Source organism: Paracoccus contaminans (genome assembly GCF_002105555.1).
In the GTDB taxonomy this organism is placed as follows: Bacteria; Pseudomonadota; Alphaproteobacteria; order Rhodobacterales; family Rhodobacteraceae; genus Paracoccus; species Paracoccus contaminans.
Genome location: NZ_CP020612.1, coordinates 2,678,336 through 2,701,842, shown reverse-complemented (window position 1 = coordinate 2,701,842; position 23,507 = coordinate 2,678,336). Strand labels below are relative to the sequence as shown.

Below are 23,507 nucleotides of genomic sequence, written 5' to 3'. Positions count from 1 at the left end.
ACATCGCCCGAGAACTTTTTTCCGTCACCCGTCATCGGGGGAACAGGAAGGCGAAGGCGATGCGCCGCCGCCAGGCGTTGGTGAGCGGCTCCTCGATCACGCCGAGCCGCTCATAGGCGTGGAGGAAGCTGTTGGGACAGGTCAGGATCCCGACATGCTTCGCGATGGCGCGGGGCTTCATGCGGAAGAGCACCAGCGCGCCCGGACCTGCCGCCGCGGGTTCCACTTCGATCATCATCCGCCGCGCGCCCTCGGCCAGAACCTCGCGCGGGCCGGTCTCGCCCCAGTCCCGGCTGTAGGGCGGGATCGGGAATGGCTCGGGACCGACGACCTCGCGCCAGACGCCCCGGGCCAGCCCGAGGCAGTCGCAGCCGACGCCGCGCAGGCTGGCCTGATCATGATACGGCGTGTCGAGCCAGGACCGTGCGATGGCGACGACGCGCGCGGGGTCGGCCGATGCGAGAGGTTGCGTCACAGCACGCCTCCCTCATGCCCGCCATCCTTCGTGGCGTAGCGCAGCACGGCATCTTGGCCGGGGATGTGCGGGAAGCCGCGGAAGTTGGCCGTGTTGGCGAACTTCGCCCCGCAGGTCTCCATGCGCTTGTCGCAGCCCGCACGGATGATGAAGGCGTCGCCCTCGGCGATCGCGCGCACCGGCGCTTCCAGCAGGGTCAGGACGGCAATCCCGTCCGTGACGTCATGGCCCAGCACCTCGGTGCGCCGCCCGGCGTTCGCGCCGCTCGTCCATTCCAGCGTGCCGAAGGTGAACCAGCCGGACGTGAATGCGCCCAACCCCGAAGCAGTGAAGGCCCGGTCGCGCAGGAGATCGATGACGGCGCCCGTGCCCTTGAAGGCGGTAGCCTCCAGCTCGACGCCGCAGCGCGCATCGCCAAGCGCGGCATCGCAGGTCGCCTGGAAGGTCCGCCCGACCGTCTGGCCGAGCACATGGGCGAGCGACCGCACCTCGGCCACAAAGGCGAGCCGCCCGCGCCGGATCTGGCCGATGGCCCCACGCCGCATCAGGACGCGCTGGCCAGTGTCGGCCCAGTTCACCCGCCAGACCTCGACCTCGGCGTTGTCCCAGCGGCCGTCGAGGATGTCGGTCTCGGTGATCCTGTCGGAGGTCAGCACGCCCTCGGCGTCCTGCGCATCGACCGACAGGTCCGATCCTGAGCGGACCTCGAAGGCGGTGAGTCCGCTCTCGGGCTCGAAGTCGGTCCCATCGAGGGCGAGCGTCCGGTCGTGGTCGGTGAAGCCGAAGGTGACGGCGTCGGCGCGGCTGATGCGCCAGCACCAGGCGAGCGTCGTCGTGCCCTCATCGAGATGGGCCTGCAGGGCGGGAGCGAGGGATTTCATCGGCGCAGTTCCAGCAGCGGAATGGAGGTGATCGAGCCGAGCCGCTCGAGATCGAGCGTGACGTCGAGCGCATCGGTGTCGAAGCGGACCGGCACGTCGAACGCGAAGCCCGCGGTGATCGCGACGCCTGCGCCCGGTCCCGCGCCAAAGCTGACGACACCTGTCGTGGTGTCGACCGACCAGCCAGACGGCTGCTCCACGCCGCCGAGAGCGATGCGCACGCTGCCTGCCACTGGCTTGGCGATGGCGCGCGTCCAGGATTGCGCGCCGGACGTGTAGCGCTTCACCAACTGGAATTGCGTTGTCGTGGCGTCGCCGGTGCCGATCGCCTGGTCGGCGGGCGACGGCGTGCCCGAGGGCAGGCAGGACTTGTGGTCGCCCCAGTCCTTGAAGCGGAAGCCGTGGAGCCGGCCGTTGCGGGCTTCGAAGAAGGCCACGACCCCCGCCAGATCATCCGCGCGGCGGATGCCGTAGGCCACGTCATAGCGGCGGCGCGAGTTCGCCCAGCTGGCGTTGCGCTCCTCGTCGCCGGAAGCCAGCTCCACGATCTGGGTGCGCCGCTCCGGTCCGCCGCGCGCGCCGCGGCTGATGTCGTCCGGAAACCGGACTTCGTGGAAAGCCATGACTGATCCTCACATGCCCCTTCGTCCGAGCGAGACCGCGCGGGCGATGTCGGCCGCGATCTGCGTGCGGGATTGACGGAAGCTCTCGGCGTCCCGGGCGTTGATGTGCACCGTGACGTTGCCGCCATTGCCGTAGCCCGCAGCTTCGCGTCGGGAGAGTACCCGCTCGCCGCGCTGCAGGATTGCGGGCACCTCATCTGGCCGCAGACCCGCCCAGCCGCCATTGTGCATGCGCGGCGCCCCGGCGAAGGCCAGCGCCGGGACCATGCGGCGGGCGCCCCTGGCGCCGACCACACCGCCCGCATGCAGGACGTCGGCGAAGATCCCGCCCCCGCCACTCAGCGCGCCGGACAGTGCATTGGCGATGGGACCAAGGATGAACCGCCGCGCCGCGAGCTTCGCCAGATCGGCGAGCAGCGCCGTGACGAGATCACCGAACTTCAGCTTGCCGGTCTTCACGAACTCGCCAATGGCGTTCTCGGCACCCTGAAACGCGCCGACCAGCGCAGTGCCGATATCGCCGCCGATCTCGCGCGCCTTGGCGGCGTAATCGGCAAGCGTGGCGCTGACGGCGGCCCAGCCGGTGACAGCCGTTTCCGCCCCCGCAGCCGCATCCGCCCCGGCCTTGCGACCAGCGGCGCCGGCGCGACCCGCGGCACCGGTGGCGCCGTCCAGCGCATCGCCCAACTGGAGGGCGCCGCCCGTCGCATCGTCGAGCGCATCCCCGGCTTCGTCGCGGGTGCCGGTCACCGCATCCTTCAGCGCCTGCCAGCTTGCCATCGGCCGCGACGCGGCATCGGCCAGCATGCCGGCCGCCTCGCGATAGCCCTCGGCGCGTCCGCGCGCGGCATCGGCCATCGCGCCCAGGCCGGTGTCGGGGGCGGTGACATAGGTCTTGCCCAAGGCAGCGGTGAAGGCGTCCGCCGCAGCGGTGCCAGCCGCCGTTGCAGCCCCCTCGAACGGGTTCGCGACCCGCCCCAGAGCCACCGGGGCGAGCGTGCCGATCCGCACCCCACCGTCGCCTACCGCCCAGTCGGGCAGAAGGTCCAGCGCGGCATTGAGCCCGCTGATGAAACTGTTGATCCGGGTGACAACGCCGTTCAGCATCGCCTCCACGCCGCCGATCAGGCCGTTCGCGGCCTGGAAGGCGAAGTCGCCGATGGCCCCGGGCAGGCTGCCCCAGATCGCCACCGCCCCGTCATAGGCGCCCTGAAACACCGCGATGCTGCGGTCACCGAAGCTGACCACTCCGGTCACGGTGTCGTCGAGCAGAGTGAAGATCGTCGCCTTCAGCCCTTCCCAGGCGGCGCCGATGCGGGCCATCACCGCATCAAAGCGCAGCCCCATGCGGTTCCATGCCTCGGCCGCCAGATCGGCGACGAGGCGGAAGGCCTCGCCCAGCCCACCGACCTTCTGCACGACATTCATCAGCTGGTAGATCAGCTCGCCCGCCAGCACGATCAGGGCGCCGATGCCGGTGCGCACGATGGCGCCGCGCAGCACCGTCAGCGCACCGGAAAGCGTCAGCGTGGCGACACGCGCCGCAAGGAAGGCCGCGACCCAGCGCCCGGCCATGAAGCCGGCGAAGGCGATGCCGATGGCGGCGAGGCGTTCCATGTTGTCGGCCACCGCGATTAGCGCCGTGGCGACCATGGACGAGGCCCCGAACACCTGATCCCACGTCCCGACCAGCTGCATCGCGGCATTGCCGATCAGGGTGAAGGCATCGCCGATGGTGGCGGGCATGCCGTCGGCCTCGTCGCGCAGCCGCTCGAGATTGCCGATCAGGGCTGTCCGGATCACCGCGCCGGTGACGCGGCCCTCGGCGCCCGCCTGGCGCAACCCGGTGACGGTGGTGCCGAGCTCCGCTGCGAGCAGCTGCGCGACGCGGCCGCCCTGCGCGATCACGGTGTTGAGGTTGTCGCCCGAGAGCTTTCCCAGTGCCATGGCGCGGGCCAGCGCCGTCTGCACCGAGACCGCACGCTCGCCCTTGGCGCCCGAGACCACCATGGCGTTGTTCAGCGCCTCGGTGAAATCGAGACTCTCGCGGGTGGAAAGCCCCAACTCGCGCAAGGCCGTGGCGTTCGCCAGCCAGGACTCGGTCGTCTGCTCGATGCCGGAATAGGTCCGCCGTGCCATCGCCGCGAGGCGCTCCATCACCGCCGCCCCGCGCTCCTGCGAGCCGGTGGCGAGATCGACGCGCGAGCGCAGGTCGGTCCAGCTGTCGGCATATTGGACGACCTGCCGGATCGACAGCGCCCCGGCGACGATGCCGGCAAGGCGCCGCAAAACCATGCCAGTGACATCGGCCTGCCGTTCGATCCGCTTGAAGCTGTTCTCGCCGGCATCGCCGACACCCTGGAACTCGGCCTTCACCTGCCGCCCGCCTTCGGCGACGAGGCGGACCGAGACGCGTTTCTGGGCCATGGATCAGTGTTCCTGACGAGCGCGGCGACGCTTTCGGGCCGGGTTCATCGCTCCGGCACCGGCGACGACCGGTCACCGGACGCCATCTGTTCGTTGAGTTTGCGGACCGTCACCGCCTCGATCTCGGGCAGGCATTCGGCAGCGATCAGCGGATCGACCCCGAGCGCCTGCGCCATGGCGAGCGCCGCGCCCATGTCCCAGCCGAGCACCGTGGCGCCGCCCATGCCGGCGGCGATGCGAAGCTGTCCGGTCAGGCGCTGCGCCAGATCCCAGAGCTGCCAGCCCTCGAGTGTCTGCGGCCGGTTCAGCCGCGCCGGGCAGTCCGGGCACGAGGCCCCGCCGCCCTCGCAGGGCTCGCAGGCTTTGCAGTAGGCGTCGCCCCCGCCGAAGTGCCATTCGGCAAGGGCGCGGAGGCGTTTTTTTCCTGCTCCAGCATCAGATGCGGCGCGAGGCAGCGGGTCTGGAAGGCCTCGAATACCGGCCAGATGTCGAGAAGCGCGTCGATGCCTTCGGGGCTGACGGGGACGGGATTGCCGCTCGCATTGCCGACGCCCTCCCAGTCGGTGACGACGTGGCGAGCGACGGCCTTGGCCATAACCAGCGCCTGCTCTTCCCGGTTTGCCTCCTCGGGCAGCGCCTCGACGGCCGGGTCGTTGCGCGCAGCGACCATGATAGCGGTGGTGACGGGCAGGACATGCAGGCGCAGGTCATGACCGAGATCGAGCCACTTCGGCGCGCTGGAAAGATCAAGACGGATCATGGTCAGTAGTCCTCCACATCATTGACGAGAACGGCGGTGCACATCCGCCCCAGCGTGGCGTCGCGGGCGGCCTGCCAGTCGAAACTGGCCTGGATGCCTTGCGGACCGCCGATCTCGATGCGCGGGCGCGGCAGATAGACCGCGTGGATGGTGAAGGTCAGGCTTTCGCCGGAGATCAGGCTGTAACCGAACTCCAACTCGCAGGGGGTGCCGTTGATCGCCTGGCTGACCAGCGTGCTGTCGGCGAAGCGGACCTCGGTGCGGCCGGTCAGCGCGGCGATGGAGGGATCGGCGCCGTCGATCATGCCGTCCGCGCGGATGGTCTCAATCCGGTCGAGGTTGTTGGCATAGGTGATCTCGGTCGAGATCACGTTGCCCAAGGCGGTGCCGTTGCGTTTGATCGCGCCGTTGAAATGGCCGAAGCGGATCAGGTCCAGTTCGGCCGGTGTTCCGGCGCTGCTGGTCGTGGCGACCGTCTCGCCCTGCGCCACCAGCCGCGCGGTGGCGGTCAGCAGGCCCGAGCGCTGCATCTGCCAGCTGAGCTGGTCCAGCACCACGCCGGAATACATGGCATAGCGCGGCACCTCGGGCATGGCCGTCTCGATCGCCATGCTGGGGAGCGTCCAACTGCCGGACTGAAACGTATGGGTATATGGGCCGGGCGAGTTCCCGGTGGTGACAGGCGCCCCGAAGGCCGCCTTCAGCCAGAAGCCGAAAGCCTGGGAGTCGATCGGCACGACGACATCGCCATCCGCCGTCACCGCATCCTTGACCGGCGCCAGCGGATCGCGGCCGTAGCCCAGAAGCTCCGAGTTCAGCAGCGGTTGCTCCGCGCCGAGCGACGTGCTGGCGAAGGGCGTCTTGGTGAAACCGCCGGCCGGCGGCGTGCCATAGGTCGTCTCGAACGCGAGCGCCATCCGCGCCCGCGCCCCTTGGGCGCGTGCCATGTCCGTCTCCTTGTCTAAGGGGTTCAGCCGAGTGGGTCGGCCGTGGAATAGTGCAGCACCACCGGGATGACGGCGGCCTTCAGGCTGGCCGCGCCGTCGACGGGCAGATCGACCGGCTGCGGCGCCTCAGCCTCGACCCAGTCGCAAAGCCCGCCCAGCGTGCGGTCGGCGGCAAGCGCCGCGCCGATGCTGGCGCAGAGCGTGTCGAAGGTGGCGTCACGGCTCGCGCCCTGAACGACCGCCTCGATCTCGGCGCGGTGCTGGTAGTGGTAGGTGAGCGGCGACAACGTGGCCTCTGGCTCGCCCGGTTCGCCGTCGCGTAGAATCAGCAGCCCCTCCGCCGACACGCGCTCGGGCAGGACCCCGCCCCGCAGGGCGGTGGCGGGCAGCGCCGAGAGCCGCGCGTGCAGCGCGGCGAGGATGGTTTCGCGGGTGGTGGGCACCGAAGGTCTCTAGACAGTTGACATGTGCGAGGGATGCGACGACCCGTGCATCGTTTCTAGCAAAGTACCGGTCTTACCGAGTACCAGACGTCTGAGAGTGCCAGAAGCGGATCAGCATTTTCCATCGCCCCGCTTCAGCGAGCCCGCGTTCTTCCCAAAATTGCATTGATAGCATTCGGCCTGAATGTTGCTGATGTCATTTGCGCCGCCGTGATAGACGGGGAGCTTGTGCCCTTTCGTCCATACCGACTTATATCGCGGGTCAGGACGCGGAGGGATCTCTTCCCAAGCCCGACCACATTCGACGCACTTCGGGGACTGAGCGAGCAGAGCGCGCCACTCCGTCGATGTGTGCGTGCCACCGTTCGCTCTCAGTCGCGCATTGCGGAGTTTGCCGCGCGCGTTGCGGCAGTCCATGCAACGGTTCCAATTGTTGAAGCGGCTACCACCACATTTCGTACAGGTACTAGCGGTCCCATTTTCTTCGCGCATACGAGGGCGCACTACGGTAGCGTTGCTTGACAGGATAGCTGAAGGGCGGCGGATCTGAGCCGGCCTTGCGAATCGAAGGAGTCGCGCACTCTACAATGTCGCTTGTTTCAAGTACAGCGGGCCGGGCTCGCTGCGTTTGCCGACGATGTAAGGCGATCCTTCCGCAAAGCGCGTCATCGCTTCACTGTAGGGGAACCCGAGGAGTGCGCCGTCAAACCGTGTTGCGAGGTCCGGCACCGCGCGGGCAAAAACACCTTTTCGGCGATGATCGGGGGCAATCCAAATCCACCCGATCACATGGGACGCATGGTACCGGGTTTGTGTGTAGATCCCCGCACCGCCCAATGCTCGGCCCTCCGCGTCGGAGAATATCGCCCCAATTGCTCCGGGAGCAACTTGATAACCCTTAGGCGCCCAGTCTGCTTGATCATAACCCATCTCGCGCTTGAACCGGCGTGCGATGCCATAGAGCTTTTCGTGAAGGAAGTCCGGATCACTCCGCTGGAAGATAATCAACCCACTCACTGGGTCCGCCAGGTCTGCGACCCTTGGATCGGGTGTTGGGCGATCCGGTGATGTGACCTCTTCATGACGCTCGGCATGAAGCGCAATATTCTCCGGATCGTCAGGGACGTACAAGTAACCACAGTCGGGGCATTTCACCGGCACGAGAGCCTCCATCAATGTGCTGTGGCTGGTCTGCATGAAGATGCAACAGCAGAGCGCAAGAACTGGTCTTTTCGCCCGGGTGACGCATAGCCGCAAGGTCTCGCAGATGTGCCACTAAATCAGCTCACCCAGTGCACCACGATCAGCCCCGGTACCGCGTCATGCGCCCGCGCGGCATCTCGCGCGAGGTCCAGCCGCTTCTTCAGCCTGACTTGCGGCACCAGCAGGAAGATCGGCGCGGTGACCTTACCCCGCCCGGTCTTCGACCGTGACGCCACGGCGCGTCCCTTCGCGTTCAGCCGCCCCTCCGCCACCAGCAGGCTCGGACCTGTGCGGCGATAGACGAAGCGCAGGCGCAGGCCGGTGCGACGTTCCCATTCACCGGGCGTGATCCGCCCGCTCCGGAGGGACTTGCCCGCCGCAGGCGTCGGGATCGCGAGCCAGAACCCGTCCTTCGAGCGGATCAGCGGGCCGGTGTCGTGGGCGGCGACGATGACCGGAGCCTTCGACCAGACCAGCGCGGCGGCGTTCAGGCTCAGCCGGCCCTTGGGATAGGCTTCCGAGCGGATGGTGCGGGCGAGCCGCGCCCCGAGACCCGCGCCGGTGATCTGCGCGCGCCAGGCTGATTTCAGGCCGGTTCCGGCCTCGCGCATTGCCGTGGTGACGGCCTTTTCACCCGCCCGAGTCTCCGCCTCCATGATGCGGGCAATGCTGCCGATGATGTCAGCCTTCAGCTTCATGGCAGATCACGCGGGCCTCAGATCGACGGTCCAGACCAGCCGTTCGCGGTCGCGGAGGGGCTCGCCCTGAATGAGGAACGCGTCGCCCTCGATCTCGATGCGGTCGCCGGGGCGCGGCTGCTGCACCTCGGCGACGCGCAGATCCATCCGCGTGGTTTCCGACCAGAGCCGCGCGTCGCCGAACTCGGTGATCGCGTCCGCCCGCCGGGCGACGACACGCACCAGAACAGGCGCCCCGCCGTCGGCGATATAGACCGCATCCCGGGCGATATTCGGGTCGGCGAAGAGCGTGTCGACAGCGGCGGCGAAGGCGGACATCACGTCCGCCGCGCCGAGCGCAGCACCTGCGGGCGGGTGCAGATCGGCAGCGGATTGCTCTCGATCTCGAGCCGCACCCATTCGTCGCGATCCCGGTCCGGAATGGTGCGGGCGTAGAGCGGCAGACCCAGCGTGTTCACCGTCTCGAAGGTGTCGGCGGGGGCGTGGTAGATCTCGAACAGCCCCTCGACGCCTTCGGGATAGAAGAAGGCCTTGTCGGTCGGCACGCCGAAGCCCGCGCCACCGCGGTAGCGGCGGAAGGTGATGCCGCCGAAGCTGACCTCGTCGGCCACCCGGCCACGCAGATCGGCCGCTGCAGCGGTGTTGAGATAGGTCTCGCGCACCTCCTTGTGCGCCACCAGATCGGCAAAGAAGGCCGAGCCGCATTCCGCACGAACTTGCACTGCACCCGCCGCAAGCCCGCCCATCGACGCCTCGACATCCTCGATCAGCGCCTGGCAGCGCTTCCGGAGCGCGCCCGAGGCGGGCGAGGCATTGTCGAGGTCGAAGTCGATCTCGGCGGCGGGCGTGATGCCGAACTCGGTGAAGTAGCTGATCACCGTCGCACCGTCCTTCGGATCCTTCACGATGCCCTGAATGCCGTTCAGCAGGTGGTACTCGAAGGTGGCCTCGGCATCCTGGCGCAGACGGCCGAGCTTGCGGGCGACCTCGCTCTGCACCTGCTGGGCCGCCGTTTCCGAGCCGAAGTCGCGGATGCCCTGGATCTCGGACGCCCAGAGCACGTCCTGCTTCTTGAACTGGCGGCAGACGAAGGCGCGCATCTCGCGCCGCTCCGGAACCTGCTGTTCATAGGCCGAGCCGCGCTCGGAGAACGGGATCAGCGACAGCGTGCCGTCGCGGCTCTCGATCACGACGGTGCGGGACCGCACGCCGCGGGGGCTGAAGAGGTTCGAGCCCGAGAGCAGCGCCGGCTTGTAGGGGATATTTTCCAGCGCGCGGGTGAGTTCGATGATAGTGAAGGCATCGCCTTCGAAGATGTCCATGGTCGCCATGGGAATGCCTCCGGTTCAAGGATGTCGGACGCGCGGGCCAGAGCCGCGGGTCAGCGGACGAGGATGCCCGCAGCGATGAGCGCCGTATGGGCGGCCGCGATCTCGCCTTCGCTCGGTGTGCCGGCGAAGACGAGATCGTGGCGGTTGACGATCGCGGGACCGCGGACCACGGCGACGGCGAGCGCATCGCCGTCCGAGGCGTCGGCCTTGCCCCAGAGCACCGCGACGGCGGTCTCGGTGCCGTCGATGGCCGTCGGATCGTGGGCGGCGTATTTGCCGGAGGCGGTGATCCTGCCGAGCACGGTGCCGGGCTCGAGCGTGCCGGTTGCAACCGTGATGGTCTCGCGGGTGTAGTCGCGGAACGCCTCCCAGACGAGGAAGCCGCCGGGATGCGGGGTCTCGGTGAGCGTGGTCATGGGTCATCCTTTCAGCCTGAAGGTGCGGGCGACGATCTCGCCCCAAGGGCGGGTGTTTGATGGGCGGCCCGGTTGCGCGTGATGGCCGGCAATCTCGGGTTCGGCCTCGGCCCTGGCCGCAAGGAGCGCCGCGCGGACGTGGTCGAGGTCCGCATCGCTTTCCAGAAAGCGCCCGGCCATCTGCGGCTGTCCGGCAAGGCGGCAGAGATCGACGACGGCGCGGGCGTGCGAGATGGCTTCGCCGCGGATCGCCGCGGGATCGGGCGGTGCGCCGCCGGGTGGTGGCGTCCCGACCGGCGGCTGCTGAGCGTCGGTCTCGGTGATCTCTTCTTCCCCAGCGCCGGAGGCCTCATTGCTCTCCGCGGCTGCGCCGGTGGCCTCGTCGGCATCGGTGCCGGCGCCGTCGTTGTCGTCACCATCGTTGTCGTCGGCGCTGCCGGTTTCAGCCGCGACCGCTTCGGCCAGCGCCGGCGGCGCGTTGCGGAAGCGTCCGACATCGAAGCGCGCAGCGATCCGCACCGGTTCGGCTAGCCGGTCGGCAAAGCCGAGCGCCAGCGCCTCGCTGGCATCCAGCCAGGTCTCGGCAGCCATCAGCGCCGCAATCTCGTCGGCGGGGCGGCCCGACTTCGCGGCATAGCCGGCAGCGAGGCTGCCACCCACCTTGTCCAGCGCCTCGGCCATGGCCCGCATGTCGGCGGCCGTACCCATCACGAGCCCCGCGGGATCGTGGATCATCAGGAAGGCGTTTTCCGGCATGACGATCTCGTCGCCTGCCATCGCGACGTAGGACGCCGCCGAGGCGGCAATGCCGTCGATCCAGACGGTAACCGTGCCCGCGTGCCGCTTCAGCGCGTTGAAGATCGCCACCGCATCGAAGACCGAGCCGCCCGGGCTGTTGAGCCTCAGATCGATGGGCGTTCCCTCGGGAAGCGCGCCAAGCTCGGCCAGGAACCCCTTGGCCGACACCCCGTAGGCGCCGATCTCGTCATAAATCGCCACTTCCGCGCCGGTTGCCCGGGCGCGGATCGCATACCAGCTGGCCATGCTCTCACTCCTGTTCAGATGTGCCGTGGGTGCCGGGACCAGCGCCGGTGCTCCCATCGCTGCCCGCATCCGGCAACTGCGCCGGTGTCGCCCGCGCGCCCTGCGTCTCGCCCGGACTCGTGCGGTAGCGGAGCCCCAGACGATCGACGCGCTGCGCGTCGGCCGCGTTCTCGCGGTCCACGTCCTCGACGTCGTAGCCGGTGGCCTCGATCACCTTGCGCCGCGAGGTGATGCCGGCTTCCATTGCCAGCACCTGCGCCTGGATGTCCTTGAGCGGATCGACCCAGTCCCAGCGCGGCGGAATCCACTGCACCGGCCGCGCGGCGACCGGATCGTCGAGATCGAGCGCGCCCGAGAGCACGGCCGTCTCCAGCCAGCGCCGCCAGACCGCGCGGCAGAGCTGGTGCACGATGACGCCATGCTGCAGCTGTCCGATGCGCCGCCGGAACTCGACCAGTTCCGCCCGCAGGCTCGAGTAGTTCGCCTGCCGGACGTCGCCGGTGACCAGGTGATAGGGCAGCCCGAGCGAGGCGGAGACGGCGAGCAGCGTCCGGTACTGGAACGCCTCGTAGCCACCGCCGACATCGGCGGGCGACGAGAACTTCACGTCCTCGCCGGGCAGCAGCACCTGCATGGTGCCGGGCTCGAGGCTGGCGATGGCCGTTCCGTCCAGACCCGCCTCGACCTCGCCCATCAGCGGCTCTTCCGGGGCGGTCTTGGTGATGAAGCCCGCGAACATCGCCGCGGTCTTCTTCCGGTCAAGCTCGGCGTCGTCATACTGGTCGAGCAGGAACAGCCGCACCATGGCGGGCGCGACATGCGGCAGCCCCCGGATCTGGCCCGCGTCGATGGGCCGGTAGATGTGCAGCACGTCCGCGGCCGGGGCGCGCACGGTCTCCGGAATCACCGAGCCCTGATCGGTGCTGTCGCCCGGATGGCGGCGGCGGAAGTGATAGGCGACGCGCCGGCCGATCGCGTCGAACTCGACCCCGCAGCGGATGCGGTTGCCGGAGGGCAGCACCTCCGTCTTCTCGAAGGGCAGCATCTCGGATTGCAGAAGCTGCAGTTGCAACGGCACCAGCAACCCGTCATCGGCCCGGCGCGGGCGCAGCCGGACGAAGCATTCGCCGGCCACGAACATCTCGCGCGCGACCATGGCCTGCAGACCGTAGAAGTCGGTCAGCCCGTCGGCATCGGCCTCGTCGGTCCAGGCGAGCCAGAGCCGCTGGACCCGGTCCCGCAGGTCTGCGTCCCCGATCAGCGAAGATGGTTTGATGCCGTCGCCGACGAGGTTCGACGCGAAGGCCTCGCAGGCGTTGGCGGCGTAGCCGTTGGTCACCACCAATTCGCGCGAACGTGCCAGCAGCCGCGGGCCGCCGGAAGCGACCAGCGTGTTGATGTTCTCGAGCGGCGGGTTCCAGCCCCGCAGCCGGCGCTTCGCCATGGCGCCTTCGAGGCGGGCGCGCATGGCAGCCGGACCGCCGGAAGGCGGGCGGCGGAAGCGGTCGAAGAGGCCCATGGCGTCAGAGCCCCTTCGTCGTCGTCACGCGGACCTGCCGCACGATCCGGCGCCCCTCCGTCGCCGCGATCTCGCGGTTCAGCGCCTCGATGGCACGGTCGATCTCGGCGACGCTGCGATAGTCCACCGTCTTGCCGTCGTAGCTGACCCGCGCCACGCCCGAGGCGCGCTGCGCGGCCAGTGCCTCGCGGCGGGCACGGAGTTCTGCGGCCGTGGCCATGGATCACCTCATGTAACTGGAGTGCACGGTCCGTCGCCGCGGTGCAGGTCGGCTCTGAACAGGCGGCGTGTTTCCCGGCCCGGCGCTGGATGTGTCCGGCGCTGCCACACCGAGCTGCCCTTCCAGATCGGCCCAGCGCGCCTCGGGCCAGCGATCCGCACCGAGGATCCACGCCGCCGCGCGGGCATAGACCCGGCAGTCCAGCGCCTCATTGCGCTCGCGCAGCTTCTGCCATTCGAGCCTGGAGAAGCCGCGTCTCGTGCGGACTGTCACCAGCTGCTCGGCGGTCAGCTGCTTCAGCCATTCGCTGTCCGCCCAGTCCGGCAGGTGGATCGTGCCCGCGGGGAACGTCGCACCTGCGCTGATGTCCTCGGCGGTTGGCCGATCCTGCCGCAGGAAGCGGTAGGTCTCCGCCTTGAAGGTCGAGGTGGCGACCGTCCAGAGACGCGCCCCGCGCCGGAGCCGCTTGCCCGCGATGGTGGCGTCGACATAGGTCGGCCCCGTCACCGGGCTCGTCCGGGCGAAGCCCTCGACGCCCTTCACCGGCGCCACCTGCGCGAAGCCGACCTTGCGCGACCAGGCATAGACGGCGGAGGTCTCGAACCCCGAGTCGATCGCGAGCCGCGCCAGCGTCATCGGCTGGCCGGAGGCGTGTTCCCATGTCCGGCCGAGCAACTCGGTCAGCTGCTGCCAGCAGGCAGGATCGCCGGGACCACCCTCGATCACGAGGTGATCGACGAGCCAGCTTTCCAGCCCGCGGCCCCAGGCCCAGACATCGACCTCGATGCGGTCCTTCTGCACGTCGGCCCCGGCGGTCAGTAACAGCCCGCCCGCAGGGACAGTGCCCGGCTTCCACGCCTCGCGACGATCATAGAGCCGCTGCCAGTCGGGGGCTTCCCCGGTCTCGACCCATGTCTCGCCGAGGATGGTGTTGCGAAACGCCTTGATCGCTTCGTCCGACCCCTGTGCCGCGCCCCATGCCCGCACGATCCGCTCCCAGCTGAGCCAACCGATCGGCGAGTAAAGCGCCGAGAGGTGATACCCGACCGTGGTCGGATCGGCGGGCGTGGCGGTCGCCCGCCATTCGCCACCCTCCAGCATCGCCGTCTTGTGGTGTTCCGCGATTGCCGTGTCGCAGCACTCGCAGTGATACTCCACCGTCTCCGGGCGGCCCTTCTGCCAGCGCAGCCGGTCGAACTTCAGCCACTGCATCACGCCGCAATGCGGGCACGGCACGAAGAACCGGCGCCGGTCGCTCGCCTCGTACTCGCGCTCGATCCGGCTCAGCCCGCGGATCGTTGGCGTCGAGACCAGCAGCACCTTGCGCCGGTGGGCGAAGGTCAGCGACCGCGCCTCGGCCAGCGTGACCGGATCGCCTTCCTCGTCGGCCGATGCCGGATAGGCGTCGACCTCGTCGAGGAAGATGTACCGCGCCGGGGTGGACCGCAGCCCGACCGCCGAGTTGGCCCCGGTCATGATCAGGATGCCGCCCGCGAACTCCTTGGACAGCATGGTGTTGCCCGCGTCGCGGGAGCGCGCGGGCTTCACCCGCTCGCGCAGCTCCGGGCTCTCGTCGATCAGCGGGTCGATCCGCTGGCGCGAGTTGCGCTTGGCCAGCTCCACCGTCGGCTGGACCGCCAGCATCGGCCCCGGCGCCTGGTGGATCGCGAACCCGATCCAGTTGTTGCCCGCCTCGGTCGCACCGACCTGCGCGGCCTTCATGAATACGACCCGCTGCGTGGGATCGCCGGGCGACAGCCGGTCCATGATCTCGCGCATGTAGGGCGTGCGCACCGTGCGATATCGCCCCGGTTCGGCCGAGGCGCGGCCCGAGAGCATCCGGTGCCGGTCCGCCCATTCCGAGACGGTCAGGTCCGGGTCGGGCCGCAGCCCGTTACCCCAGGCGCGCAGGATCTCGCCCGCGCCGTCGAAGTCCGTCAGGCCGCCAGGATCATCGCCGCTCTCACCGGAAATCGGGCCGGACCTCGGCGAGTTCGTCGAGGTGGGCGCGTACATGTTTCTCCAGGACCTTCTGCATCGCGGCTGGCTCCACGGTGATCTGCTGGCCCGTTGCGTCGCTGCACGCGGCAGAAAGCTCGGCCGCCATCAGCGCCGCCGCACGCGCGGGCCAGTTCACCCATGCGTCCCGTTCCTCCCGCGCCAGGCGGAACACCAGCGCCAGCGCGCGGGCCCGCTCGATCAACTCCCCCTTCAGCTTCTGGAGCCGGATGCGCCGTTCCTGCGCCTTCAGCACCTCGTTCGCGGTCTTGGCCTGCAGGAAGGTCGTCCCGCCGCCGACGGCGGGGACCGCCAGACCCTGTTCGCGGAGCGTGTCGCCGACGGCGGCCACCGCGGCCTCGGGGACGGGCTTCAGCTTCGGCGCGGGCGGCTTCCTCGTCTTGGACGGGTCCGTCGTCTCGGCACGCCGGGCGTCGCTGGCCGCCGCGTTGATGCTGCCGTCGGGATAGAGGACCAGCCGCTCGGCAGTCTTCGCCTTCTGGATCGCGCCCCGCGACAGCCCGACATGGGCGGCGTACTGGCGCTCGCTCATGCCCTGCATCGACGGCTCCGATTGTCATTCAGATTCAGGTGCCTGCGGAGTTGATAAGCCTCCGCAGCGGAGCGAACGTCCATCCCACAAGGACGATGAAACTCACCCGGAGCCACCACGATGACCCGCCGCGCGACCGACAACACGAAAGCCCTCGACGCCTTCCTCGCCGCGACGACCGAGATCGACGCGATGCTGGAGCGGCTCGCCGCCCTGAGCGCGGACCATTTCGAGACCCACCCCGACGAGATCAACTGGGGCCATGTCGGCACACTGAACCACTACCGCGCCAAGCTGCGCGAGATCACCGACATGGCCTTCAGCGAAGGCGAACACGCCGAGTGAGACGACCCGCTCCCGGTCCCGCCCGCCGACTGGCGGGCTCGGCCTCGTAGAAGGGCCCGCATCCCGCGCGCCCGATACGGGAGACGACGATGACCAAGCTTTCCGACACCCAAGCCATGATCCTGAGCGCCGCCGCCCAGCGGCCCGAGCACATGGCCCTGCCGCTGCCCGAGAGCCTGCGCGGCGGCGCCGCCGCCAAGGTGGTCGGCGCGATGCTCGCCAAGGGCTTCCTCGAAGAGGTCGACGCCGACATGCGCAAGGGCGAGCCCGTCTGGCGCGAGACCGGCGACGGCCACGGCATCACGCTGGTCGCCACCGACGCAGGGCTCGCCGCCATCGGCATCGAGCCCGAAGACGCGGACACCGCGCCTGCGGGCGCGACGGACGCGCCGACCGAGGAGCCTGCGCCGGACACCCCCACCGAGACCGAAGCCGCGCCCAAGGCGCGCACGCCGCGCGAGGGAACCAAGCAGGCCACGCTGATCGCCATGCTGCGGGCACCGGAGGGCGCGACCATCGAGGAGATCATGGCTGCGACGGGTTGGCAGTCGCACACGGTCCGCGGCGCGATGGCCGGGGCCCTGAAGAAGAAGCTCGGGCTCGAAGTGACATCGGAGAAGGTCGAGAACCGGGGGCGGGTGTACAAGCTCCCTGCCGCCTGAACCACCCGACCTCGATCAAGTGATGGCCGCCGTCCCATGTGGGCGGCGGTTGATCATCACGACATCGACGTTTCAAAGCCTGCGCGAGGGATTGATCTGTCTCAATGACTGCTCGGTCCGTTGCTGCGACACTCGCCTCGACAGAATGACATGGGAGACAAAGATGGCGATGATGAAGGCGGCGGTATTCGTGGAACCAGGGCGGATCGTGCTGGACGACAAGCCGATCCCGGATGTCGGCCCGCTCGATGCGCTGGTGCGCATCACCACGACCACGATCTGCGGGACGGATGTCCACATCCTGAAGGGCGAGTATCCGGTGGCGAAGGGTCTCACCATCGGTCACGAGCCTGTGGGCGTGATCGAGAAGTTGGGCTCGGCCGTGCAGGGCTATGCCGAAGGGCAGCGGGTCATCGCCGGCGCGATTACCCCCTCGATGTGGTCGAACGCCTGCCAGTGCGGACGCTGCTCGCAGGACGGTGCGGGCACGAAGCACGGCTGGAAACCGCTGGGTGGCTGGAAGTTCGGCAACACGATCGACGGTGCTCAAGCCGAATACATCCTGGTTCAAGACGCGATGGCCAACCTCGCGCCGGTGCCGGAAACCCTGAGCGACGAACAGGTACTGATGTGTCCCGACATCATGTCCACCGGCTTCGGCGGTGCCGAGAGCGGCAGAATCCGCATCGGCGACATGGTGGCGGTGTTTGCGCAAGGGCCCATTGGGCTGTGTGCAACGGCGGGCGCGCGACTGATGGGGGCCGCGAAGATCATCGCGGTGGACCAGGTGCCCGAGCGGCTGGACATGGCGCGCAGGATGGGCGCGCATGAGGTGGTGGATTTCTCGAAGGTCGATCCGGTGGACGAGATCCTGCGGATCACGGACGGCCGCGGCGTCGATGTCGCCATCGAGGCGCTGGGGCTGCAGGCCACCTTTGAGGCGGCGCTCCGTGTGCTGCGGCCGGGCGGCACGCTGTCGAGCCTCGGGGTCTATTCCGGCGATCTGAAAATCCCGCTCGACGCCTTCGTCGCAGGGCTTGGCGACCACACCATCATCACCACACTCTGCCCAGGCGGCAAGGAACGAATGCGGCGGCTGATGTCGGTGATCGAATCCGGCCAGGTGGACCTCGGCGCGATGGTCACTCACCGCTTTCGGCTTGATGACATCGAGGCGGCCTACGACCTCTTCGCAAACCAGCGCGACGGCGTGCTGAAGGTTGCCATCACCCCATGACGGCGTCCCGGCCCGGTTTCGCTGGTCCTTAACGCTGTTTCTTGCGGCGTTGCATGTTCAGCGACAATCGCGCGTTCACGGCGGTAAGATCCCGCATAGCCGATTAAGCCTACCGCTTGCGCATCGCCTCGAACGTCCGCCGCAGCAGGTAGCCGCGGACCAACGACACGCCGACGAAGGCGAGGCCGATGGTCAGGTGCTCTGCGAGCCCGGTCTCGATCCCGAACCACGGGAACACAATGATCTGCGTGGCGATGGCCAGCACATAGCCGACCACGACATTCGTCGCGGACTCGACCATCGACATGGCGCGGGATTGTCTCATCGCAGCCCCTCCGGCAGGCTTTCCAGAAACGCCGTCACGAACTCCGCCGCGAGCGGCGGCACGATCGCATTGCCGTAGCCCCGCAGGAGCCCCATGCGGCCGGGTATCCCATCAGCCAGCGGGAATGTTCCGGGCTCAACCGGTCGCCAGCGCCCATCCCGGCAGAAGATCCAGTCAGGATTTCGCCAGACGCCGTCCGTCGCGCTGGCCCCGGCGGGGTGGGTGATTTCGACCAGTCGATCAGCTTCACCGTCCTGCGGCTCGCATCGGTGTTGCCACCTGTGTTGCAATTGTCCGTGGCCGGTGACCCGGCCATCGGCGTCGGCCAGCCCGCCAGCCAGACCTGCCGCCCCATCAGCGCGTTGATCGGGACGTTCGGACATTCCGATCCGTCCTTGTAATCCCGCGCCGAGGCCGTGGCCCAGCCCGCCCGGTGTTGGCCCGAGGGCGACGGCGCCGAAGAACAGCCGCTGGCGGATATGCGGGGCGCCGATGCCCGCAGCCGGCAGATCGGCCGCTGCGACGGCGTAAGATGCCGTTTCCAGGTCAGCCGCCAGAGCGTCGAACCACGCCCAGCCAGCCGGACCCGCAGCCGCCACGCGAGCCGCGCCGCCAACCGGTCCGAGCACCGCCGCGCTGGCGACCTGCTCGCCGAAGACGAGCTCCGGGCGGCAAGCTGCGACGAGCCGCAGGAAGGCGGGGGCGAGATGGCGGTCATCGTGCTGTCCCTTGCGCTGCCCGGCCACGCTGAACGGCTGGCAGGGAGGCGAGCCGGTCCAGACGGACAGATCCTCGGCCACGCCGGCAAGGCGCAGCGCATGGGGCCAGCCGCCGATCCCGGCGAAGAAATGGCATTGCGTGAATCCCCGCAGATCGTCGGGGGCGACATCGAGGATGGACCGCTCGTCCACCACACCGTCGGGCAGCTGCGCGGCGGCGATCAGTTCCCGCAGCCAACCACAGGCCGCGGGATCGGCATCGTTGTAATAGACGGCCATCAGGCGGCAGCTTCGACCTTGTCGCCCAGCCGCTCGCTTCTCACCTGCGCGAAGGTCCGGCCATCGCCGTCGAGGATCGCGTCGCGGCCGGTCTCGGCCTGCCAGCGTTCGACGGCGACATCGACATAGGCGGGGCTGATTTCCATCGCGAAGACGCGCCGCCCGTTGGCCTCGCCCGCCATGATCTGCGACCCGGAGCCCGAGAACGGCTCGTAGCAAAGCCCGCCGCGCGCAACATGCTGGCGCATCGGGATTCCGAAAGCATCGAGCGGTTTTGGGGTCGGGTGGTCGGGGCGCTCTTCCTTGGCGAAGGACGGCATCTCCCATGTCGATGGCAGCGTCTGCTCGGCCACCTTCGGCGGACGGTTCGGGCGGCGCCAGCCCATGAAGCAGGGCTCGTGTTTCCAGAGGTAATGGGAGCGGGTCAGAACCCCCCGGTCCTTCACCCAAATGATCTGCTGGTGGACGAAGGCTCCGGCCTTTTCCCAGCAGGCTTCCAGCATCCCTTGACGGCGAGAGGCGTGCCAGCAGTACCAGGCGGCATCCTCGGTGATCGCCTCGGCCACGGCCGCGGCGATGAAGCCGTCGTAAAGCTCGGCCCCCTGCGAGCTGTCGTCCCAGGTCGTGCCGTAGGAGGCAGACCAATCCTTGTTGCGGGTCGGATGGTTGGAGCCGTCGTAATCGACGAGATAGGGCGGGTCGGTCGCGAACAGGATCGCCCGCTCGCCATTCATCAGGCGGCGCACATCGGCCGCGCTGGTGCTGTCGCCGCAGAGGAGGCGATGGTCACCGAGGATCCACAGATCGCCCGTCCGCGACGCCGGGTTGCGCGGTGGTTCCGGGATGGTCACCGGCGGCACGGAGCCACCGGCGCCACCTTCTTGCCCGTCCCCCTCCGGCACGAAGGCCAGCAGCTTGTCCAATTCGCCGTCGGAGAACCCGACCAGCGACAGGTCGAAATCTTCCGCCAGCAGGTCGTTCAACTCCGCCGAGAGCAGCGCCTCGTCCCAGGTGCCGAGTTCGGTCAGCTTGTTGTCCGCGATGCGGTACGCCCGCCGCTGCGCCTCGGTCAGATGCCCGAGCACGATCACAGGCGCTTCGGTCAGCCCCAGCTGCGTTGCGGCCAAGACCCGACCGTGGCCCGCGATCAACTCGCCGTCCTCGGCGACGAGGCAGGGCACGGTCCAGCCGAACTCGGCCATGCTGGCGGCGATCTTGGCGACCTGCTCCGCGCCATGCGCCTTCGCGTTCTTCGCGTAGGGCTGCAGGCGCGCAAGCGGCCATTGCTCAATCCGCTCGGGGGCGAAGCTCAGCGTCATGGGCGGGTGGTTCCCGATGTTCAGGTGGATGCCGGCTGGACCCCGGACACCGGATGCCGCGCTGGACTCCACTCGGGGTCCAGCGGCGTCCGGGGTATCCGGCCCAAAGGCCAGCGTTCATTGGGGTTGCGCGGGTTCAGGCCGCGCTGGCTTCCGGGTGGCTTCCCAAAAAATCGGCCCTGTCGCTGGCGATACGTCGCGCTTCGCCCGCCAGCATACGTTTCGGTCCCGAAAGGAACCGGAAAACAAAGGCTTGGCTGTCTGGACCCCGGCTGGACCCCTCGGTGGACCCCCGAAGCCAGCGGCAGCGGTGTGCCCCGCGCTCCTCTCCCGAGAATATCCCGTTTGTAGGCCGCAGCCGGGGTGCGGTGAACCCTTTCCAGTGTCTCTCCGAAAATCGTCTCACATGACGATCTGTCTTGACAGCCGGTCGGCGTTCTCGATCACGAAGCGCTTCGACCGCTTACGAGAAGGCACGCGCCCGTTGAGCCGCCAGGTGATCAGCGCGATGCCGTACTGCCAATGGCGGTTCGCAGCCGGCCGGCTCAGCCCGATTTCCCAGCCGATCTTCTTCCAAGGCGTCCGGTTCGCGCGCAGCCAGACGATCCGAGCGTCATCCTTCTCCAGACAGCGCAGCCAGAGCATGGCTTCCTCCGCCTCGGTGATCTGGCGCGGGCTCGGGCGCGGCCGCCGCATTCGGGGTTCCTGGCCGACCTGGTCGGCGAAGCTGTGGAAGTACTCGGGCCAAGCGTTGAAATAGCCCTGCGGCTTGATCTCGGGCAGCGACCGGAACACGTCGGCCGCGCTCTCGAGCCGATCCTCGACCATGGTGGGCGTCCAATCAGCCATGGACGGCCTCGCGGGTCTCCATGCGCGGGCCGTAAAGCTTCTCGCCGAGTTGGCGGACCAGCTCGCGCTCGGGCCAAGTCAGGCGGTGGTCGTCGACGGAGACGGCGAGCAGCCCCTGTTCCTGCCAGCCATCCCGCTTCACCTGATCGGGATCGCGGCGCTCGCCGCCGTAGCCTTTCGGGTGCCACCTCATGCCAGGCCCCCGTTCGTCTCGATCGCCCAGTGGAGGATGGCGATGGCATCGGCCTCGTTGTCGTCGGCAGGCGAGAACCCTCGGGCCCGAGCTGCAGCGATCATCGCGGCCTTGTCGGCATTGCCCTTGCCGGTGGCGTGTTTCTTGATCGTCCCGACCGGTGCGCCACCGTACGGAATACCACGAAGCTCGGCCCAGGACGTCAGTGTCGCAAGGAGACCGCCGAAGACATGGGCCGAGTCGGTGCCGACATGGCGGCGGACCTCCTCGAACCAGATCGCGGCGATGGGCCCGGACAGCCGGTCGAGCTCGGTCAGCCAGTTGGTGAAGCGGAGATATCGCATGCCGCCGCCATCGAAGCGCCCCGGCCGGAAGCTGACCGTGCCGCTGGTGATCAGTCCGTCAGGGCTGCGGAGCGCCCAGCCGGTCGTGGTGCCGAGATCGAGGGCGAGGATGCAGGACACGGAAAAACGCCCCGGTTCGGGGCGCACATCCGGCATAAGGATCGTCTGGTTCATGTTGAAGGCTCACGGATTGTGGGCCTTCGGCTTTGGTCATGGGCAGAGAATCACGTCGCAAATGCCGGATCAAGGAAAATGCGCACTGCCGTCGGCTGGCCCAACCTGGTCCTACTTCTGATCAAAGGTAGGGCCACAAATCATCGTTTGAAGTCAAAGCTGTCCCTACTGGCCCTACTTGTCCCAACCTTTACCCCTACGACGCATAAGAAAGGAGGACACCGGGTGGTGACATATATTCCTATAGGAAAGGGAAGGAAGTCGGTGCCCCAAGTAGGGCCAGTAGGAACGCCATTGAAATTAATAGATTTTCCCTGTCCCTACTTGGCGGTCAGGTAGGGTTGATGCATGAGGTAGGGCCAACCCGGTACGTGAACATAGCCACCAGCGGCGGTCGTTGCGGCGACCTTCGTGTTGCTCAAAGCTTTCCGACCAGTCGACGCAATCACCCCCTTGTGCGCAGCAGCGCCAACGCCCATGTTCACCGACGTGCTGCGCATGGCCGTTCCGGTCCGGGGTCTCCCCATGAAGAACATGCGCATCGATGATCGCGACAAGGCAACCTTTCCCAAGGGTCTTCGTGGCGGCAATGGACCGAGCCCTCGACTTCGACGACCCTCAGGCAGAGGTTTTGCCATGAATGATCAATCCATCGGCCTTCCGGCCACCTCCGACATTGCGAAGGCCCAGGCGAAACGCCTGAGGTCGGCTCTTGCACCCGATCTCACGATCGGACACAGCCAAGCCCTTGAACTCATCGCCCGCGTCCATGGCGAACAAAGTTGGGGGCGACTGAACTCGCAGATCGGCGCAGCAACCAGCGTCATTTCTGTCATGGGCAACGCCAATGGCAATGCTCCTGCCAAAGCCATTCCAGCTGGCACCCCTGCAGAAGCCGTGAAGTCGAAAGCCCTGCCGGCGAACCATGTAGAGCAGCGTGTCCTTCAAGCACTCTGGCACGGACTCGAGCGGGCCCGGGACACGCAGGTGTCGCCCAAGACACGTGCCCAGACCATGGCACTGCTGAAGGACGAGGTTATCGCGACCGTCTCGGTCGAAGGGTGGCTTGATTCGCTCGACGTCAGCCTTGGCGGCATGATCTTCGACATGGGAACGGAGAACCTGCTGAAGATCTCAGGGGTCACGACGGTTTCGCGGTTCAGGCGCCCGAAAGTGCGCGACAAGTCGGTCTACGGCTTCACGGGCCTGCGGCCGGCAGCATTTGCCGCAATCCTGATCTGGCTCGAGCGTCTGGGCTTCGACACCCATCCGGAGGCGTTCTACCATTCCCTCATCGAGGGCATCAACCAGGCGAAGTATATCGACCAAGACGAACTGACCTGCCTTTGGCACTCCAAGGAAAAGAAACGATTCCAGACCCAAGAATACTTCGTCGATGCTGAAACGAAGATCACGAACGTCAAGCGCGAGGTCGTGAAGGGACGTGGCGGGTTGACGATCGAAATTGCCCGCAGCACCGATCCACTCGGGTTGATCGAGAGCCTCCGCATCTATCGCTGAGG

The 23,507-nt window shown here is 68.0% G+C and carries 29 protein-coding genes; 4 read left to right on the top strand and 25 right to left on the bottom strand.

Going from position 1 to position 23,507, the window contains the following annotated elements:
• Positions 1 to 31: 31 nt before the first annotated feature.
• The 19 genes from B0A89_RS12910 to B0A89_RS12825 all read right to left on the bottom strand — a co-directional run bounded on the left by B0A89_RS12910 (position 32) and on the right by B0A89_RS12825 (position 15,547).
• Positions 32 to 475: an NlpC/P60 family protein gene (locus tag B0A89_RS12910; protein ID WP_085378452.1), complete on the bottom strand. Its 444-nt coding sequence runs from the start codon at positions 473 to 475 to the stop codon at positions 32 to 34.
• Positions 472 to 1,356: a DUF2163 domain-containing protein gene (locus B0A89_RS12905; protein WP_085378451.1), complete on the bottom strand. Its 885-nt coding sequence runs from the start codon at positions 1,354 to 1,356 to the stop codon at positions 472 to 474. Before B0A89_RS12905 ends, B0A89_RS12910 begins: the two co-directional genes overlap by 4 nt.
• Positions 1,353 to 1,979, bottom strand: a complete 627-nt coding sequence (locus B0A89_RS12900) for a DUF2460 domain-containing protein (RefSeq protein ID WP_085378450.1) — start codon at positions 1,977 to 1,979, stop codon at positions 1,353 to 1,355. The genes B0A89_RS12905 and B0A89_RS12900 overlap by 4 nt, the downstream gene beginning before the upstream one ends.
• 9 nt (positions 1,980 to 1,988) lie before the next feature.
• Positions 1,989 to 4,406 carry a tape measure protein gene (locus B0A89_RS12895; RefSeq protein WP_085378449.1) on the bottom strand — a complete coding sequence of 806 codons (2,418 nt, stop codon included), beginning with the start codon at positions 4,404 to 4,406 and terminating at the stop codon, positions 1,989 to 1,991.
• A gap of 44 nt (positions 4,407 to 4,450) precedes the next feature.
• Positions 4,451 to 4,630, bottom strand: a complete 180-nt coding sequence (locus B0A89_RS12890) for a DUF7697 family protein (RefSeq protein ID WP_085378448.1) — start codon at positions 4,628 to 4,630, stop codon at positions 4,451 to 4,453.
• Between the two features lie 80 nt (positions 4,631 to 4,710).
• Positions 4,711 to 5,166, bottom strand: a complete 456-nt coding sequence (locus tag B0A89_RS12885) for a hypothetical protein (RefSeq protein ID WP_085378447.1) — start codon at positions 5,164 to 5,166, stop codon at positions 4,711 to 4,713.
• Between the two features lie 2 nt (positions 5,167 to 5,168).
• Complete coding sequence (locus B0A89_RS12880; RefSeq protein ID WP_085378446.1) at positions 5,169 to 6,113, bottom strand: phage tail tube protein; 945 nt, start codon at positions 6,111 to 6,113, stop codon at positions 5,169 to 5,171.
• Between the two features lie 23 nt (positions 6,114 to 6,136).
• Positions 6,137 to 6,556 carry an acyl-CoA transferase gene (locus tag B0A89_RS12875; RefSeq protein WP_085378445.1) on the bottom strand — a complete coding sequence of 140 codons (420 nt, stop codon included), beginning with the start codon at positions 6,554 to 6,556 and terminating at the stop codon, positions 6,137 to 6,139.
• Positions 6,557 to 6,667: 111 nt separating this feature from the next.
• Positions 6,668 to 6,973 carry an HNH endonuclease gene (locus B0A89_RS15475; RefSeq protein ID WP_169712170.1) on the bottom strand — a complete coding sequence of 102 codons (306 nt, stop codon included), beginning with the start codon at positions 6,971 to 6,973 and terminating at the stop codon, positions 6,668 to 6,670.
• 165 nt (positions 6,974 to 7,138) lie between these two features.
• Complete coding sequence (locus tag B0A89_RS14745; RefSeq protein ID WP_157115341.1) at positions 7,139 to 7,753, bottom strand: hypothetical protein; 615 nt, start codon at positions 7,751 to 7,753, stop codon at positions 7,139 to 7,141.
• 83 nt (positions 7,754 to 7,836) lie between these two features.
• Positions 7,837 to 8,457, bottom strand: a complete 621-nt coding sequence (locus B0A89_RS12865) for a DUF6441 family protein (RefSeq protein WP_085378443.1) — start codon at positions 8,455 to 8,457, stop codon at positions 7,837 to 7,839.
• A gap of 6 nt (positions 8,458 to 8,463) precedes the next feature.
• Positions 8,464 to 8,775, bottom strand: a complete 312-nt coding sequence (locus B0A89_RS12860; RefSeq protein WP_085378442.1) for a head-tail joining protein — start codon at positions 8,773 to 8,775, stop codon at positions 8,464 to 8,466.
• Complete coding sequence (locus B0A89_RS12855; RefSeq protein ID WP_169712169.1) at positions 8,775 to 9,779, bottom strand: major capsid protein; 1,005 nt, start codon at positions 9,777 to 9,779, stop codon at positions 8,775 to 8,777. Before B0A89_RS12855 ends, B0A89_RS12860 begins: the two co-directional genes overlap by 1 nt.
• A gap of 59 nt (positions 9,780 to 9,838) precedes the next feature.
• Positions 9,839 to 10,204: a head decoration protein gene (locus B0A89_RS12850; protein ID WP_085378440.1), complete on the bottom strand. Its 366-nt coding sequence runs from the start codon at positions 10,202 to 10,204 to the stop codon at positions 9,839 to 9,841.
• A 3-nt stretch (positions 10,205 to 10,207) separates the two neighbouring features.
• The gene (locus tag B0A89_RS12845) at positions 10,208 to 11,248 is read right to left on the bottom strand and encodes a head maturation protease, ClpP-related (RefSeq protein WP_169712168.1); all 1,041 of its coding nucleotides are present in this window, start codon (positions 11,246 to 11,248) and stop codon (positions 10,208 to 10,210) included.
• 4 nt (positions 11,249 to 11,252) lie between these two features.
• Complete coding sequence (locus B0A89_RS12840) at positions 11,253 to 12,767, bottom strand: phage portal protein (protein ID WP_085378439.1); 1,515 nt, start codon at positions 12,765 to 12,767, stop codon at positions 11,253 to 11,255.
• A 4-nt stretch (positions 12,768 to 12,771) separates the two neighbouring features.
• A complete protein-coding gene (locus B0A89_RS12835) occupies positions 12,772 to 12,987 on the bottom strand; it encodes a phage head-tail joining protein (RefSeq protein WP_085378438.1) in 216 nt (71 codons plus the stop codon).
• A 3-nt stretch (positions 12,988 to 12,990) separates the two neighbouring features.
• Complete coding sequence (locus B0A89_RS12830) at positions 12,991 to 15,003, bottom strand: phage terminase large subunit family protein (protein ID WP_085378437.1); 2,013 nt, start codon at positions 15,001 to 15,003, stop codon at positions 12,991 to 12,993.
• A complete protein-coding gene (locus B0A89_RS12825) occupies positions 14,951 to 15,547 on the bottom strand; it encodes a hypothetical protein (protein WP_085378436.1) in 597 nt (198 codons plus the stop codon). Before B0A89_RS12825 ends, B0A89_RS12830 begins: the two co-directional genes overlap by 53 nt.
• A 111-nt stretch (positions 15,548 to 15,658) precedes the next feature.
• On the opposite strand from B0A89_RS12825, the gene B0A89_RS12820 reads away from it, so the two are divergent.
• From B0A89_RS12820 to B0A89_RS12810, 3 genes are all read left to right on the top strand, one after another.
• A complete protein-coding gene (locus B0A89_RS12820) occupies positions 15,659 to 15,883 on the top strand; it encodes a hypothetical protein (protein WP_085378435.1) in 225 nt (74 codons plus the stop codon).
• A gap of 89 nt (positions 15,884 to 15,972) precedes the next feature.
• Positions 15,973 to 16,545, top strand: a complete 573-nt coding sequence (locus B0A89_RS12815) for a DUF3489 domain-containing protein (RefSeq protein WP_085378434.1) — start codon at positions 15,973 to 15,975, stop codon at positions 16,543 to 16,545.
• A 163-nt stretch (positions 16,546 to 16,708) separates the two neighbouring features.
• Positions 16,709 to 17,782: an NAD(P)-dependent alcohol dehydrogenase gene (locus B0A89_RS12810; protein WP_085378433.1), complete on the top strand. Its 1,074-nt coding sequence runs from the start codon at positions 16,709 to 16,711 to the stop codon at positions 17,780 to 17,782.
• Between the two features lie 109 nt (positions 17,783 to 17,891).
• Here the strand turns inward: B0A89_RS12810 and B0A89_RS12805 are convergent, their stop codons facing one another.
• The 6 genes from B0A89_RS12805 to B0A89_RS12780 form a co-directional block, all read right to left on the bottom strand.
• Complete coding sequence (locus B0A89_RS12805; protein ID WP_085378432.1) at positions 17,892 to 18,107, bottom strand: DUF7220 family protein; 216 nt, start codon at positions 18,105 to 18,107, stop codon at positions 17,892 to 17,894.
• Positions 18,104 to 19,105 (bottom strand): DNA cytosine methyltransferase, encoded by a 1,002-nt coding sequence (locus B0A89_RS12800; RefSeq protein ID WP_085378431.1) that lies wholly within the window; start codon positions 19,103 to 19,105, stop codon positions 18,104 to 18,106. Before B0A89_RS12800 ends, B0A89_RS12805 begins: the two co-directional genes overlap by 4 nt.
• Positions 19,105 to 20,424 (bottom strand): site-specific DNA-methyltransferase, encoded by a 1,320-nt coding sequence (locus B0A89_RS12795; protein ID WP_085378430.1) that lies wholly within the window; start codon positions 20,422 to 20,424, stop codon positions 19,105 to 19,107. The genes B0A89_RS12800 and B0A89_RS12795 overlap by 1 nt, the downstream gene beginning before the upstream one ends.
• Positions 20,425 to 20,826: 402 nt before the next feature.
• The gene (locus tag B0A89_RS12790; RefSeq protein ID WP_085378429.1) at positions 20,827 to 21,273 is read right to left on the bottom strand and encodes a DUF6362 family protein; all 447 of its coding nucleotides are present in this window, start codon (positions 21,271 to 21,273) and stop codon (positions 20,827 to 20,829) included.
• Positions 21,266 to 21,466, bottom strand: coding sequence for a hypothetical protein (locus B0A89_RS12785; RefSeq protein ID WP_085378428.1), 201 nt, complete (start codon positions 21,464 to 21,466; stop codon positions 21,266 to 21,268). Before B0A89_RS12785 ends, B0A89_RS12790 begins: the two co-directional genes overlap by 8 nt.
• Entirely contained in the window at positions 21,463 to 21,984 is a 522-nt protein-coding gene (locus B0A89_RS12780; RefSeq protein ID WP_205949752.1) for a hypothetical protein, read from the bottom strand. The genes B0A89_RS12785 and B0A89_RS12780 overlap by 4 nt, the downstream gene beginning before the upstream one ends.
• A 477-nt stretch (positions 21,985 to 22,461) precedes the next feature.
• Here B0A89_RS12780 and B0A89_RS14740 point away from each other — a divergent pair, with 477 nt between their 5' ends.
• Entirely contained in the window at positions 22,462 to 23,505 is a 1,044-nt protein-coding gene (locus B0A89_RS14740; protein WP_157115340.1) for a glyoxalase superfamily protein, read from the top strand.
• Positions 23,506 to 23,507: the final 2 nt, after the last annotated feature.

Bases quoted from the DNA above. Each gene is read 5' to 3' on its own strand.
- B0A89_RS12885 (WP_085378447.1), bottom strand. From the start codon at position 5,166: ATGATCCGTCTTGATCTTTCCAGCGCGCCGAAGTGGCTCGATCTCGGT.
- B0A89_RS12845 (WP_169712168.1), bottom strand. From the start codon at position 11,248: ATGGCCAGCTGGTATGCGATCCGCGCCCGGGCAACCGGCGCGGAAGTG.
- B0A89_RS12890 (WP_085378448.1), bottom strand. From the start codon at position 4,630: ATGGGCGGCGCCACGGTGCTCGGCTGGGACATGGGCGCGGCGCTCGCC.
- B0A89_RS12790 (WP_085378429.1), bottom strand. From the start codon at position 21,273: ATGGCTGATTGGACGCCCACCATGGTCGAGGATCGGCTCGAGAGCGCG.
- B0A89_RS12800 (WP_085378431.1), bottom strand. From the start codon at position 19,105: ATGGCCGTCTATTACAACGATGCCGATCCCGCGGCCTGTGGTTGGCTG.
- B0A89_RS12825 (WP_085378436.1), bottom strand. From the start codon at position 15,547: ATGCAGGGCATGAGCGAGCGCCAGTACGCCGCCCATGTCGGGCTGTCG.
- B0A89_RS12785 (WP_085378428.1), bottom strand. From the start codon at position 21,466: ATGAGGTGGCACCCGAAAGGCTACGGCGGCGAGCGCCGCGATCCCGAT.
- B0A89_RS12895 (WP_085378449.1), bottom strand. From the start codon at position 4,406: ATGGCCCAGAAACGCGTCTCGGTCCGCCTCGTCGCCGAAGGCGGGCGG.
- B0A89_RS14740 (WP_157115340.1), top strand. From the start codon at position 22,462: ATGTTCACCGACGTGCTGCGCATGGCCGTTCCGGTCCGGGGTCTCCCC.
- B0A89_RS12905 (WP_085378451.1), bottom strand. From the start codon at position 1,356: ATGAAATCCCTCGCTCCCGCCCTGCAGGCCCATCTCGATGAGGGCACG.
- B0A89_RS12855 (WP_169712169.1), bottom strand. From the start codon at position 9,779: ATGGACATCTTCGAAGGCGATGCCTTCACTATCATCGAACTCACCCGC.
- B0A89_RS12900 (WP_085378450.1), bottom strand. From the start codon at position 1,979: ATGGCTTTCCACGAAGTCCGGTTTCCGGACGACATCAGCCGCGGCGCG.
- B0A89_RS15475 (WP_169712170.1), bottom strand. From the start codon at position 6,973: ATGGACTGCCGCAACGCGCGCGGCAAACTCCGCAATGCGCGACTGAGA.
- B0A89_RS12820 (WP_085378435.1), top strand. From the start codon at position 15,659: ATGACCCGCCGCGCGACCGACAACACGAAAGCCCTCGACGCCTTCCTC.
- B0A89_RS14745 (WP_157115341.1), bottom strand. From the start codon at position 7,753: ATGCAGACCAGCCACAGCACATTGATGGAGGCTCTCGTGCCGGTGAAA.
- B0A89_RS12860 (WP_085378442.1), bottom strand. From the start codon at position 8,775: ATGTCCGCCTTCGCCGCCGCTGTCGACACGCTCTTCGCCGACCCGAAT.
- B0A89_RS12840 (WP_085378439.1), bottom strand. From the start codon at position 12,767: ATGGGCCTCTTCGACCGCTTCCGCCGCCCGCCTTCCGGCGGTCCGGCT.
- B0A89_RS12810 (WP_085378433.1), top strand. From the start codon at position 16,709: ATGGCGATGATGAAGGCGGCGGTATTCGTGGAACCAGGGCGGATCGTG.
- B0A89_RS12850 (WP_085378440.1), bottom strand. From the start codon at position 10,204: ATGACCACGCTCACCGAGACCCCGCATCCCGGCGGCTTCCTCGTCTGG.
- B0A89_RS12835 (WP_085378438.1), bottom strand. From the start codon at position 12,987: ATGGCCACGGCCGCAGAACTCCGTGCCCGCCGCGAGGCACTGGCCGCG.
- B0A89_RS12865 (WP_085378443.1), bottom strand. From the start codon at position 8,457: ATGAAGCTGAAGGCTGACATCATCGGCAGCATTGCCCGCATCATGGAG.
- B0A89_RS12880 (WP_085378446.1), bottom strand. From the start codon at position 6,113: ATGGCACGCGCCCAAGGGGCGCGGGCGCGGATGGCGCTCGCGTTCGAG.
- B0A89_RS12780 (WP_205949752.1), bottom strand. From the start codon at position 21,984: ATGAACCAGACGATCCTTATGCCGGATGTGCGCCCCGAACCGGGGCGT.
- B0A89_RS12815 (WP_085378434.1), top strand. From the start codon at position 15,973: ATGACCAAGCTTTCCGACACCCAAGCCATGATCCTGAGCGCCGCCGCC.
- B0A89_RS12805 (WP_085378432.1), bottom strand. From the start codon at position 18,107: ATGAGACAATCCCGCGCCATGTCGATGGTCGAGTCCGCGACGAATGTC.
- B0A89_RS12795 (WP_085378430.1), bottom strand. From the start codon at position 20,424: ATGACGCTGAGCTTCGCCCCCGAGCGGATTGAGCAATGGCCGCTTGCG.
- B0A89_RS12830 (WP_085378437.1), bottom strand. From the start codon at position 15,003: ATGTACGCGCCCACCTCGACGAACTCGCCGAGGTCCGGCCCGATTTCC.